This is a genomic window from Streptomyces minutiscleroticus (assembly GCF_014650875.1).
GTDB lineage: Bacteria > Actinomycetota > Actinomycetes > Streptomycetales > Streptomycetaceae > Streptomyces > Streptomyces minutiscleroticus.
The window spans coordinates 1-12,001 of the sequence record NZ_BMVU01000021.1 but is presented as its reverse complement, the minus strand read 5'-3'; the positions used below and the strand labels follow the sequence as shown (position 1 = coordinate 12,001).

Here is a 12,001-nt window from a genome sequence, read left to right as displayed (position 1 = left end):
GGGATCACCCGGTGAATCTTCTCCTGACGTCGAGCGGCCTGCGCAACGACACCCTGCGGGACGCGCTGCGGGACATGCTGGGAAAGCCGTTCGGGTCGGCGGACGTCGTGTTCGTCCCCACGGCGTCCGTCGCCGAGCCCGGGGACCACGGGTGGCTCGTCGAGGACCTGAACCGGGTGCACGGCCTCGGCTGGCGGACGTTCGACGTCCTGGAGCTGAACGGCCTGCCGCGGCAGACGGTGCTCGACCGCCTGCTGCGCGCCGACGTCGTCTACGTCGAGGGCGGCAACCACTACCACCTCGCGCGCAGCATCACCGGCAACGACCTGGCCGACGGCTTCCTGGAAGCGCTGGAGAGCCGGGTCTACGTGGGGGTGAGCGCCGGCTCGATGATCTTCAGCCGGCGGCTGGACGAGCGCTCCGCCGAGGTGATCGGGGACACCGCGGACCTGCACGCACTCGGTGCGACGACCCTGGAGCCACCGTTCGGCCTCTTCGACTGGTACCTCAAGCCGCACCTGTACGCGCCGGACTTCCCGGAGCGGGACGACGCCTGGGCCGACCGCATCGTCGCGCGGGCGGACTTCCCGGTCTACTTCATCGACGACGACACGGCCCTGCGCGTCAGCGGTGACGCGGTGGACGTCGTCACCGAAGGCCGGTGGCGGTTCCACCCGTGACCCGGCGCGCGGTGTCCCCCGGCACTCCCTCCGGCGGCCGGGAGACACCGCACGGCCGCCGGAGGGGCGGGTCGTCGGGTCAGCCGAGTCCGAGGACGCTCATGGCGCGCTCGGCCATGCGCCGCTCGCCGAGCGCGTTGGGGTGGACGGGGACGATGTTGGTACCGAAGAGGAGCGGTTCGATCCACCGGGTGCCGGCGGCCTTGCACGCGTCGTGGCCCTCGGAGGCCTGGGAGAAGTCCACGTAGACGGCGCCGGTCTCCTCGGCGGCCCGCTTGACGACCGCGTTGAGGTGGGCCTGTATGCCACGCAGGTAGGAGACGTCGCCGGAGGCGATCGGCAGCTTCGCGAAGCAGGACGGGTCGGCGGCGGCCGGCATGATCCACGGGTAACCCAGGGCCGCCACGCGGGCGTTGGGCGCCTTGGCGCGGACGCTCTGGAGGGCGGCCTTGAGCGCGGGGTAGGTGTTCGCGTCGATCTGGTCGTCGAAGGTGGTGCCGTGCTTGTCCTTGCAGGGGCTGCCCTTGCCGCCGCTGAGCACTCCCGCGGAGCCGCAGGCCGTGATGGCGTTGATGAAGGTGCCGTTGTCGTTGCCGCCGATGGTCAGCGTGACCAGGTCGGTGCCCGCGTCGAGCGCGTTCACCTGGGGACCGACTCCGAGGTACTGGGAGGTGGTGAAGTGCTTGGTCTGGGCGGCTCCGCAGGTGACGTCCTTCAGGCGGGCGCCCGTTCTGGAGGCGATGACGTGGGGGTAGTTCGCCGTGGAGCGCAGGCACAGCAGATTGCTGGCGTCCACGGGCAGGACGCCCGAGCCCGCGCTGTAGCTGTCGCCCAGGGCGGCGTAGTCGAGGGGGGCGGCGGCGTGCGCGGTGGTGCCGGTGAGGCTGAGGGCCAGCGCTCCGGCGGCAGCTACTGTCGCGGCCATGACACGGCGTGAGGCGTGCATCGGCATGTGCTCTCTCTTCTCGGGAGGCGGACGCGGGACCGCGGGCACGGCGGTGCCCGCGAGGGGTACGGCGATGCCCGCGCTCCGTGCTGGTCTGCGAGAATGCGGCGGCTCGAGCAGGGGAGTACCGAGGGTCGCGCCATGGCCGGAGGAGCGCACGACGATGACCGCGGAGTACCGGACGGGGGGTTACTGCGTGGTGCTACCAATAAGTAATGTGCAGGCGCCTCGACCAGGCGTCAACGTTGTTGACCGAACTTCTTGAAACGCTCACGACATGCGTCGTCGGGGTCGCGGCGCGTCGGGAGAGGGACGGCCGGGGGGCTCGGGACAGGGGTGGTCGTCCGCGTTCCCCGGTGTAGGAGGAGCCGGGCATCCGAGGGGCCGGGCGCCCGAGGGGTCGGGTGCCCGAGGGGCCGGGTGCCCGAGGAGCCGGGTGCCCTAGGGGTCGGGCACCCGGCCGGGACGTCGGGCCGCCAGGTGCCCGACCGGAACACCGGGACGCCGGTTCGCCGCAGTTCAACAACGTGACGTCGCGCCCCGACCGGCCGCACGAGTTCAAGTCGGTTTCCCCGAAAGGGTGTTGACCATGACGGTTCCGCATATCTGACGGTGCGTCACCTGCGCGCACCACGGGGTCACGGGACTGGCGGGTTCCGGCCGTCCGCGCTCCTCCGGGGCGGCCGTCGAGAGGTTCGTACTCCTCCTCGCCCGTGAGCCGGGCGGCCGGGACACCGCCGTCGACACCGTGGCGCCTGGCCCGGCGGCGACGCCTTCGTTCCTCGGGCGGACCGTGTGCGTCGCCCGGGCGCGGGTATCCGCTTCGCACTGCAACCGTCGGGCCCGCCCCGAACCGACCGGAGGAGAGGTACCACGTGTCCGCGTCCCTGGTGGAGACCGTCGACATCGAAGCGCCTGTGGCCGTCGCATGGGAACTCTGGAGCGATGTGACCCGGTGGCCGTCCTTCCTGAGCCACGTACGCCTGGTGGAGAGGCTGGACGAGCGTCGTTTCGCCTGGCAGCTGCAGTTGCCGGGAGCCGACAGGAACTTCGTCGCCGAACTCACCGAGGTCGTCCCGGAGGACCGCATCGCCTGGCACACCGTCGAGGGCGTCTCGCACGCGGGCGTGGTCACCTTCCACCGTCTGAGCGACACGGCGAGCCGGGTGACCCTGCAGATCGAGTACGACCCCAAGGGGTTCGTCGAGCGCCTCGGCGCGCTCACCAACCTGGACTCCGCACTCGCCAACTACGACCTCGGCGAGTTCCAGAAGCTGGCCGAGACGGCGGCGGCCTCCTGACCTCGCAGGCACCACCCTCAGGACCCGGGCCCAGGTCCGCCCGCCCGTGGCGCGGGACGGTCAGTCCGCCGTGCTGTTCCGCCGGACGACCAGTTCGGCGATCTCCGCCGGCAGGGTGACCTGGCCCGGGGTGAGGTGGTCCAGGAAGTAGTGCCGGACGTCCTCCACGTGGCGCGGGGCGGCGGCGGTGATGGCGCTCCGGCCCTCCGGGGTGACGGTCACGAACGCCCCGCGCCGGTCGTCGGCGCACTCCTCGCGGGCGATCGGACCGCGCTTGACGATGCGCGCCAGGTGGTGCGACGTCCTGCTCTTCTCCCAGTCCAGGACCTGCGCGAGCTCGGAGATGCGCATCCGCCCGTCCGGAGCGCGCGTCAGCTCGGCGAGGACGGTGTGCCGGTGGCGGACAGCCCGAACTCGCTCTGGAGGGAGCGGCCGGCCCGGTTGACCAGCAGATCGTGCATGCGCAGCAGTCCGTGCCACGCCTGTTCCTCGGTCTCCGTCAGCCAGCGGGGTTCTGCGCTCATGGGGCCACCCTACGAGAAGGCTGACGCATCATGCGTCGTCGCCCCGGCGCCCGCTCCGGCCCGATGCCACTGTGTCGCGTCGTCCGGTTCCGGTGGCCGGGGACGGGGCGCGGCCGCCGAAGGCGGCCGGCTGCCGCGCCCGGACCTCCCATGCCTGGTCGGCGCCGCCGTCGACGTAGATCTCGGTGCCGGTGACGAAGCTGCTCTCGGCGGTGGCCAGGAAGAGGGCCGCGGAGGCCACTTCCTTTGGCCGGCCCATGCGCCCCAGCGGTACGGTGCCCGCGAGCTGGTCCCGCAGGTCCGCGGCCTGCTCGTCGTCGGGCGCGAGTCCGTTGAGCCCGGGGGTCTCGATCGGCCCCGGGACGACGGCGCTGACGCGGATGCCCCGCCCCTTCGGCTCGTTGGCCCAGGTGCGCGCGAAGGAGCGGACGGCCGCCTTGGAGGCGCCGCAGACGCCGAACGCCTCGCTGCCCACCGTCGCCGCGGTGGAGCCGGTGAGGATCACCGAGGCGCCGTCGTTCAGCAGCGGAAGGGCCTTCTGCACCGTGAACAGCACACCTTTGACGTGGTGTCGAACGTCGCGTCGAAGTGCTCCTCGGTGACCTGTTCCAGCGGGGCGAACTCGCCGCCGCCCGCGTTGGCGAACAGGACGTCGACGCGGTCTCCTCGCTCGGCGACGGTGGCGTAGAGGCGGTCCAGGTCCGCCGGGTCGGCGCTGTCGGCCCGGACGGTGGTCACGGCCCCGCCGATGAGGGCGGCCGCCTCGTCCAGGGTCTCCTTGCGCCGGCCGGTGACGTAGACGTGGGCGCCCTCCTCGGCGAACCTGCGGGCCGCCGCGAGCCCGATTCCGCTGGTGCCGCCCGTGACGACGACGGTCCTGCCGTCCGGCTGTCCCATGACGCTCTCCTGCTCCATGCCGGTCCCGAAGGCCGGCTCCTCCGCCGGTCCCGGGGGTTTGTTTAAATCTCAATCAACGTGGCCCTGCATGGATGACGCGTCAACTAAATGGTGCGAGCTCTCCCGCGACGGCCCGCACAGGGCGCGCCCGCGCCGGGCGCACGCGACGCGACGGCGCGGCGCGAGCCCGCCCCGCGGCTGAACGCGACGACCGGAGGGAGCAGTTGGCGCTGAGGGCCGTTTGCCGGCACAAGGGCGGGGCAAGCGGCGTGTCATCACCTGTTGCCGCGGTGGCGACGGACACCTCGGCCCCGACCTTTGGAGTGTGTGAGCGTGGGAATCATCGCCTGGATCATCCTGGGCCTGCTGGCCGGTGCCATCTCCAAGTTCCTGCTGCCGGGCCGCGACCCGGGCGGCATCGTCATCACGATGATCCTCGGCGTCCTGGGCGCCCTGCTGGGCGGCTTCCTCGCCCAGGCGCTGTTCGGGGTCGACCCGATGGACGGCTTCTTCGACCTCTCCACCTGGCTGTCGGCGATCATCGGCTCCCTCATACTGCTCGTGGTCTACCGGGCGGTCGCGGGCCGGCGTCACCACGCCTGACGCGGTCGTCGCAGCACAGCGCGGTGGGCGCCGGAATCCTTCCGGCGCCCACCGCGCTGTGCTGACCGATGTGCCGCTGTCCCGGACGGCGGGCCGGCGGTCGTGCCGAGGGGTCCCTCAGCGGCGCTCGGCCGTCACGTCCGCGCGCCGCTTCGGGGCGGCGCAGACGAAGCGGTAGAGGCCCGTCCGCACCCGCGCCCGGACCGTGTGGGTGAGCGGCGGCTGGGCGGCCGGGCAGCACACCGCGGTCCTCTCCCGGGCCTCCGACAGGGTGCGGGTGACCCGCAGTATGTTCTCCAGGCCGGCTTCGCGGAGCGTCTCGGCCACCTGGGGGGACCGGGCCGTGACGCACAGGAAGACCCCGCTCCGCTCGGTGGACCGGCGTGCGCGGATCAGCAGGTGCACGGCCGCCTGCGACAGGTGTGTGTCGTGCAGGTCCAGGATGACGGCGGGCGTCCTGGAGCGCCCCAGCAGACCGTGCAGGTGGCGCTCGGCCGTCGCCATGTCGTCCACGTCCGCGGTGTCGCGCAGCTCGACGACCTGGTGGACGCGGTCCAGGCGGTAACTGTTTGCGTTCAAGGTTCACTCCCCCAGAAAAAGAGCAGGACGGCAGGCGCGGCCTCGTCTCCTGGCCGCCCTCTCGGATGCCCGCTCCGGTGGACATCACGCCTGGAAAGTCATCCGCTGCCCGTACTGCGTACGCCGGAGTTCAAAGGGGCGGTCGTCACCGATTGTGTCGTCCTGCTCACTTGTGGGGCGAAAGTGTCCGATGAGCCGTTCAGGCTTATCCGGGTCCTCCCGGGGCACTCCCAAGTGCATAATCCGCCACCGCAAAGGCTCGGCGGCAGTCGGAACCCGGGGCGAGGCGCCTGGCGTTCGCCCCTGTCTCTAGGAGTGGCAGTGACCGTTCGTATCGGAGTGGAGGAGGAGTTCCACGTCGTAGAGGTGGAGACGGGTCTGCTGGTGCCGCGCGCCGACGACGTGCTGAAGCGGCTTCCCGGACGCACCTTCACGACCGAGCTGCAGCAGTCCGCCGTGGAGTCGAACAGCGGCGTGCACGCGTCCTTGGGCGACCTGTACGACGACCTGAGGAGCAGCAGGCGGCGGCTCGACGCGGCCGCCTCGGCACAGGGACTGGCCGTCGTGGCCGCCGGCACGGTCCCCCTGGCCCGCACCTCGGCCGTGCACCCCACCGACGACCTCCGCTACCGGCACATGGTCGACGAGTACCGCACGGTCGCCGACGAGCAGCTGATCTGCGGCGCGCAGGTGCACGTGGACGTCCCCGACCGCGACACGGCCGTACGGGTCATGTGCGAGGTCGCCCCGTGGCTGCACGTGCTGCTCGCCCTGTCCGCCAGCTCGCCGTTCTGGCTGGGCGCGGACACCGGCTACGCGAGCTGGCGGACGATGCTGTGGCAGCGGTGGCCCACCGCCGGCCCGATCGGCTGCTTCACGGACGCGGCCGAGTACGACGCGGCCGTGGGGGAGCTCATCGGCTCGGGCGTCATCAGCGACGCCGGGATGATCTACTACGACGTACGCCCCTCCGCCCACCAGCAGACTCTTGAGCTGCGCATATGCGATGCCTGCCCGCGGGCGGAGACGGTCGTCCTGATCGCCGGGCTGTTCCGCGCCCTGGTGACGCAGGCTCGTGAGCGGCTGGCGGCCTCCGGCGCCCCCGCCTGCCGGGAGCGGCACGAGTGGCTGCGCGGCGCGGCGTGGCGGGCCGCCAGGTCCGGTCTCGAAGGAGCCCTGGTGGACCCCCGCACCCGCCGTGAGGCACCCGCCGCCCAGGTCGTGCGGGACCTGCTGTGGCACCTGCGTCCGGCGCTGGAGGCCGACGGCGACTGGACCACCGTCCGGGCCCTTGCCGAGGAGGCCCTCGCGGACGGCAGCGCGGCCCACCGCTTGCGCCGCACGGCCGCGGACGAGGACCTGCTGGCCTGCGTCGACCTGGCCGTCGCCGAGACCCGGGGCGACCGCAGGAACCCGCGGACCGCTTCGGCCGCGACGCGGCGGAGCGCTTCGGCCGCGGCCGGCACGCTCGGCGTGGAAGACACGGTCGGCGCGGCCGACGCCGACCCGGCGGAGACCGCCGGGCGCTGACCTGGAGAGACCATGAACGCCACCCATGTCATGAACGCCGGTACGTCCGGGCGCGAAGACCCGCTTCTGCCCGGCGGTGCCCAGCACGTTCCCCACCTGCTCCGGTCCCCAAGGAGAAGTACCACCATGTCCAGCAGTCGTGTCCCCGTCCCCTCCGGCACGCGCGCCCAGGTCACACCGTCCGGGCGTGCGCAGGCGAGCCGAGGGGGTGAGGCCTGATGTGCGGTCTGAGCGGAGAGATCCGCTTCGACGGCGGGCGGCCCGACGTCGCGGCGGTCGAGCGCATGAGCGACCGGCTGGCGGCGCGCGGTCCCGACGGCAGCGGCATCTGGACGCAGGGCCCCGTGGCGCTCGGACACCGGCGACTGAAGATCATCGATCTGTCCGATCTCGGGGCGCAGCCGATGACCGACGCCGGGGGCACGGTCACGGGCGTCTTCAACGGCTGCATCTACAACTACAAGGAGCTGCGCGCACAGCTCCAGGGCCTCGGCCACTGCTTCGAGTCGACCTCCGACACCGAGGTCGTGCTCAGGTCCTACCTGGAGTGGGGGACCGACTGCGTCGACCACTTCCACGGGATGTTCGCCTTCGTACTCTTCGAGCACCGCAGCGGACGCCTGGTGCTGGGCCGCGACCGTCTCGGCATCAAGCCGCTGTACCTGGCGCAGACGCCCGGGCGGCTGCGCTTCGCCTCCTCGCTGCCCGCCCTGCTCGCGGCCGGCGACGTGGACACCTCGCTGGACCCGGCGGCCGTCCACCAGTACCTCAGCTGGCACGCCACCGTGGCGGCGCCCCGCACCGTCCTGGCCGGCGTGCGCAAGCTGCCGCCCGCCACGGTCCGGGTCGTCGAGCCGGACGGCACCCACCGCGACCACCGCTACTGGCAGCCGTCGTACACGCGCCGTGCCGAGTACGCGGACATGACCGCCACCGAGTGGCGCGACGCCGTCCTGGACGCGCTGCGCACCGCCGTGCGCCGCCGGATGGTGGCCGACGTGCCCGTGGGCGTCCTGCTCTCGGGCGGCCTGGACTCCAGCCTGATCGTGGCGCTGCTGGCCGACGAGGGGCAGCGCGACCTGGCGACGTTCAGCGTCGGGTTCGAGTCCGAGGGCGGTGAGGAGGGCGACGAGTTCCGCTACTCCGACCTGGTCGCCAAGGAGTTCGCCACCGACCACCACCAGCTGATGGTGCCCTCCCACCGGGTCTCGACGGCCCTGGACGGAGCGATCGCGGCGATGAGCGAGCCGATGATCAGCCACGACGTGGTCGCCTTCCACCTGCTGTCCGAGCAGGTGGCCAAGGAGGTCAAGGTCGTCCAGAGCGGGCAGGGCGCCGACGAGGTGTTCGCCGGCTACTACTGGTACCCGGAGCTGGCGTCGGCCGCCCGCGAGGACGAGCCGCGGCAGTACGCCGAGACCTACTTCGACCGGCCCCACTCCGACCTGGCGCGGATGCTCCAGCCCCACATGCTGCCGGACGAGGACGTCTCCGCCCGCTTCGTACGGGAGCACATGGCGGCGCCGGGGGCGGAGACCGCCCTGGACGCGGCCCTGCGCCTGGACACCCACGTCATGCTCGTGGACGACCCGGTCAAGCGGGTCGACAACATGACCATGGACTGGGGCCTGGAGGCCCGCGTGCCGTTCCTGGACCACGAGCTGGTGGAACTGGCGGCCGCCTGCCCGCCGGAGCTGAAGCTGGCCGACGGCGGCAAGGGCGTCCTGAAGGAGGCCGGCCGCAAGCTGCTGCCGGCCGACGTGGTCGACCGCCCCAAGGGGTACTTCCCGGTCCCCGCGATCAAGCACATGGCGGGACCCGTCCTGGAGCGGGTGCGGGAGGCGCTGGGCGCGCCGGAGGCGAGGAAGCGCGGGATCTTCCAGGAGTCGTACGTCGCCGAACTCCTCGCGGCCCCCGACGCGCACCGGACCAAGCGCGGGGCGAACGCCCTGTGGCAGGTAGCTTTGCTGGAGATATGGCTGCAGACGCACGGAATCTGACCGACCGGCACGGCGGCCCCGGCGCGCACGGCAGGCGCGCCGCGGGCGCCGTGCAGCCCGCCGCCCCCTTCCTCCGCCGGCCGCCGGGCACCGGCCCGGCCACGCCGGAGAGAGGCACCGATCCCCAGGGCTCCGCCCTCGCCGCCCCGGCACAGGTCCTCCTGGCCGACGCCTCCGGCCCGCGCGACCCCGTCACGCGGCTCACCGCCCACGGCTGCTGGTACCCCTCGGCGGCACCGGACGGCACGCAGGTGGCGTTCGTCTGCGACCGCGGCGGCCTGCCGCAGCTGTGGGCGGGGCCGGTCGACGCCGACGAGGCCCGCCTGCTCGACACCGGGCCCGACCCGGTACAGGAGGTGGCGTGGTCGCCCGACGGCCGCTGGATCGCCTACACGACCGCGCCCGGCGGGGGCGAGCGCTCGCGGGTGCTGTGCGTACGCCCCGACGGCACCGGCCGTCGCGTCCTGGCCGGGGCCGAGCCGGGCACCTCGGCCCACCTGGGCTGCTGGGCGCACGACGGCTCGGCCGTGGCCGTCACCGTGGCCGCACCGGCCGCCGCCCGCCCCGGGGACGGCACGGACCACCACCCGGCGCAGCACGGCCTCGCGGACACCGGCGCCCACACCGGCCCCCTGCCGGCCGGCTGGGCCGGCCGCGACGGCCGGGCCGTCCTCCTCGGCGCGGCCGCGCACACCGGCACCGGGCCCTTCGCCGTGAGCGGGACGACCGTCCCGGGAGGGCGGCCGGCGCCCGCCGCCGGGCCCGGGGACGGGCTGTCGGCCTACCTGATCGACCCCGACGGCGTGGCCGCCCCGGTCCTGCTCGCCACCGAGACGGACGCCGCCACCCTGCGCGTGTGCGACCTCAGCCGCGACGGAAGGCTCGCTCTGCTGCGCCGCGGCCCGCGCGGACGGCGCGAGGCGGTGGTGATCCGCACCCGCGACCTGGCCAGGACGTGCGTGGTGCCGGTGGCCGACCACGACCCGTGGATCGGCCGGTTCTCGCCCGAGGCGGACGTGCTGTGGCTGCGCAGCGACGCCGACCGGGAGTTCGCGGCGCTGCTCGCCGCCGGCCTCGACCCCGAAGGGCACCTGCGCGGTCTTTCGGTCGCGGCCGAACGCGCGGACAGCGGCCTGGAGCTGCTGGGCTTCTCCCGCGACGGGCGCACGGCCGTCCTCGCGTGGAACGTCCAGGGCCGGAACGAGCTGGAGACCGCCGACGTGTCCACCTCCGGTGCCGCCGCCGACCGCATCGGCACGGTCACGGCCCGCACGGGCGCGCCGCGGCCGGTGCCGCTGCCCCACGAAGTGGTCACCCGCGTCGAGACCGCGGGGGAGGGGCGGCTGGTGCTGGCCCTGTCGGGCTCCCAGCGCCGCCCCGGCGTGTGGTGGCTCCCCGAGGGCACGTCCCTGCTGCGCACCCCGTGGTCGTCCCGCGACGAGGACGCGGTCCCGCCGGGCCGCCCGCCCGTACGGCCGGTGCCCCTGCGCCTGGCGGCACGCGACGGCCTGCCCCTGAGCGGCTGGTACTACCGTGCGCCGGGGCGGGGCGCGGGTGAACCGGCGCCCTGCGTGGTCCACCTGCACGGCGGGCCCGAGGAGCAGGAACGCCCCGTCCTCGATCCGCTCTACCACGAGATCCTGGGGCGCGGGATCGACGTCTTCGCCCCCGACGTCCGGGGCTCCTCCGGGCACGGCCGGTCCTTCGTCGACGCCGACCTCGGCACGGGCCGGTTCGCCGCGATCGACGACATCGCCGACTGCGCGGCCCACGCGGTCGCGGCCGGCCCGGCCGACCCCGCGCGGCTGGCGGTCATGGGCCGCTCCTACGGCGGCTACCTGACCTTCGCCTCCCTGGTGTGGCACCCCGGCCTCTTCCGCACCGGGGTCGCGGTCTGCGGCATGTCGGACTTCGCGACGTTCTTCGAGGGGACCGAACCCTGGATCGCGCAGTCGGCCGCCCACAAGTACGGCCACCCGCGACGGGACCGCGACCTGCTGCACGCGCTGTCCCCGATGAGCCGCGTCGACGCGCTGCGCGTGCCGCTGCTCGCCGTGCACGGCGAGTACGACACCAACGTGCCGCCGGAGGAGTCGGAGCAGTTCGTACGGGCGGCACGCGAACGCGGCATCCCCGCCGAACTGCTCACCCTGCGCAACGAGGGGCACGAGTTCCAGCGCGCGGACAACCGCCGCCTCTTCCGCCGGACCGCCGCGGACTGGCTGGAGCGACACCTCACCGGCTGACCCGGGAGCGGGCCCCGTCGACCGGAGGCCCGCTCCGCGCGCCGGGTGACGCCGGGCCGACGGCCGTCCAGGAGGTCCCGGCGGACTCGGCGACGTGGATTCCGGGACCTGCGTGCCGGGGCTGGACACCGTCCTCCACGACGGAGGACGGGGACCGGATCGAGCAGGAATCGAGAAGCGTCGTCCGTGGGGCGCCCATTAGCGTGGCGGGCATGGACATCACCATTCACACGACCTTCCTCCCGCACGACGACCCGGACGCCTCCCTGGTCTTCTACCGCGACGTCCTCGGCTTCGAGGTCCGCAGCGACGTCGGGCAGGGCAGGATGCGCTGGATCACGGTCGGTCCCGCCGGCCAGCCCGGCACGTCCATCCTCCTGGCGCCGCCGGCCGCCGACCCGGGCGTCACCGAGGACGAGCGCCGCACCATCGCCGAGATGATGGCCAAGGGCACCTACGGCTGGATCCTGCTGGCCACCCGGGACCTCGACGGCACCTTCGAGAAGGTGCAGGCCGCCGACGCCGAGGTCGTCCAGGAGCCGACCGAGCAGCCCTACGGCGTCCGCGACTGCGCCTTCCGCGACCCCGCGGGCAACCTGGTCCGCATCCAGGAGCTCCGCTGAGCCGTCCGGCCGTCGGACCGGCGGTCGCGCACACCTCGCCGCCCGCCGCGGCGGGCGGCGAGGTGCCCGCGG

Annotated in this window: 11 protein-coding genes and 1 pseudogene; 7 read left to right on the top strand and 5 right to left on the bottom strand. The window is 73.5% G+C overall.

Annotated elements, in window-relative coordinates:
- Window positions 1-11 precede the first annotated feature (11 nt).
- Window positions 12-680, top strand: a complete 669-nt coding sequence (locus IE271_RS20770) for a Type 1 glutamine amidotransferase-like domain-containing protein (RefSeq protein WP_190191874.1) — start codon at window positions 12-14, stop codon at window positions 678-680.
- A 79-nt stretch (window positions 681-759) separates the two neighbouring features.
- On the opposite strand, the gene IE271_RS20765 is transcribed toward IE271_RS20770, so the two are convergent.
- A complete protein-coding gene (locus IE271_RS20765; protein ID WP_190191873.1) occupies window positions 760-1,632 on the bottom strand; it encodes an SGNH/GDSL hydrolase family protein in 873 nt (290 codons plus the stop codon).
- Between the two features lie 869 nt (window positions 1,633-2,501).
- On the opposite strand from IE271_RS20765, the gene IE271_RS20760 reads away from it, so the two are divergent.
- The gene (locus tag IE271_RS20760; RefSeq protein WP_190191872.1) at window positions 2,502-2,927 is read left to right on the top strand and encodes an SRPBCC family protein; all 426 of its coding nucleotides are present in this window, start codon (window positions 2,502-2,504) and stop codon (window positions 2,925-2,927) included.
- 60 nt (window positions 2,928-2,987) lie between these two features.
- Here IE271_RS20760 and IE271_RS20755 read toward each other — a convergent pair whose 3' ends face one another.
- From IE271_RS20755 to IE271_RS20750, 3 genes and pseudogenes are all read right to left on the bottom strand, one after another.
- Complete coding sequence (locus IE271_RS20755) at window positions 2,988-3,278, bottom strand: MarR family winged helix-turn-helix transcriptional regulator (RefSeq protein ID WP_308435196.1); 291 nt, start codon at window positions 3,276-3,278, stop codon at window positions 2,988-2,990.
- A gap of 20 nt (window positions 3,279-3,298) precedes the next feature.
- Window positions 3,299-3,451: a hypothetical protein gene (locus IE271_RS43605; protein WP_308435195.1), complete on the bottom strand. Its 153-nt coding sequence runs from the start codon at window positions 3,449-3,451 to the stop codon at window positions 3,299-3,301.
- A 154-nt stretch (window positions 3,452-3,605) separates the two neighbouring features.
- Window positions 3,606-4,348 (bottom strand): annotated as a pseudogene (locus IE271_RS20750) (SDR family oxidoreductase); the annotation flags it as partial.
- Window positions 4,349-4,681: 333 nt separating this feature from the next.
- On the opposite strand from IE271_RS20750, the gene IE271_RS20745 reads away from it, so the two are divergent.
- Window positions 4,682-4,951, top strand: a complete 270-nt coding sequence (locus tag IE271_RS20745; RefSeq protein ID WP_190191978.1) for a GlsB/YeaQ/YmgE family stress response membrane protein — start codon at window positions 4,682-4,684, stop codon at window positions 4,949-4,951.
- Between the two features lie 117 nt (window positions 4,952-5,068).
- On the opposite strand, the gene IE271_RS20740 is transcribed toward IE271_RS20745, so the two are convergent.
- Window positions 5,069-5,530 carry an STAS domain-containing protein gene (locus IE271_RS20740; RefSeq protein ID WP_190191871.1) on the bottom strand — a complete coding sequence of 154 codons (462 nt, stop codon included), beginning with the start codon at window positions 5,528-5,530 and terminating at the stop codon, window positions 5,069-5,071.
- A 321-nt stretch (window positions 5,531-5,851) separates the two neighbouring features.
- On the opposite strand from IE271_RS20740, the gene IE271_RS20735 reads away from it, so the two are divergent.
- The 4 genes from IE271_RS20735 (at window position 5,852) to IE271_RS20720 (ending at window position 11,929) form a co-directional block, all read left to right on the top strand.
- The gene (locus tag IE271_RS20735; protein ID WP_190191870.1) at window positions 5,852-7,060 is read left to right on the top strand and encodes a carboxylate-amine ligase; all 1,209 of its coding nucleotides are present in this window, start codon (window positions 5,852-5,854) and stop codon (window positions 7,058-7,060) included.
- A 218-nt stretch (window positions 7,061-7,278) separates the two neighbouring features.
- Complete coding sequence (locus IE271_RS20730) at window positions 7,279-9,060, top strand: N-acetylglutaminylglutamine amidotransferase (protein ID WP_190191869.1); 1,782 nt, start codon at window positions 7,279-7,281, stop codon at window positions 9,058-9,060.
- A complete protein-coding gene (locus IE271_RS20725) occupies window positions 9,036-11,306 on the top strand; it encodes a S9 family peptidase (protein ID WP_190191868.1) in 2,271 nt (756 codons plus the stop codon). Before IE271_RS20730 ends, IE271_RS20725 begins: the two co-directional genes overlap by 25 nt.
- A 212-nt stretch (window positions 11,307-11,518) precedes the next feature.
- On the top strand, window positions 11,519-11,929 hold the full coding sequence (locus tag IE271_RS20720; protein WP_190191867.1) for a VOC family protein: 411 nt from the start codon (window positions 11,519-11,521) through the stop codon (window positions 11,927-11,929).
- Window positions 11,930-12,001 lie beyond the last annotated feature (72 nt).

Bases quoted from the DNA above. Each gene is read 5' to 3' on its own strand.
- IE271_RS20765 (WP_190191873.1), bottom strand. From the start codon at position 1,632: ATGCCGATGCACGCCTCACGCCGTGTCATGGCCGCGACAGTAGCTGCC.
- IE271_RS20755 (WP_308435196.1), bottom strand. From the start codon at position 3,278: ATGCGCATCTCCGAGCTCGCGCAGGTCCTGGACTGGGAGAAGAGCAGG.
- IE271_RS20730 (WP_190191869.1), top strand. From the start codon at position 7,279: ATGTGCGGTCTGAGCGGAGAGATCCGCTTCGACGGCGGGCGGCCCGAC.
- IE271_RS43605 (WP_308435195.1), bottom strand. From the start codon at position 3,451: ATGAGCGCAGAACCCCGCTGGCTGACGGAGACCGAGGAACAGGCGTGG.
- IE271_RS20720 (WP_190191867.1), top strand. From the start codon at position 11,519: ATGGACATCACCATTCACACGACCTTCCTCCCGCACGACGACCCGGAC.
- IE271_RS20725 (WP_190191868.1), top strand. From the start codon at position 9,036: ATGGCTGCAGACGCACGGAATCTGACCGACCGGCACGGCGGCCCCGGC.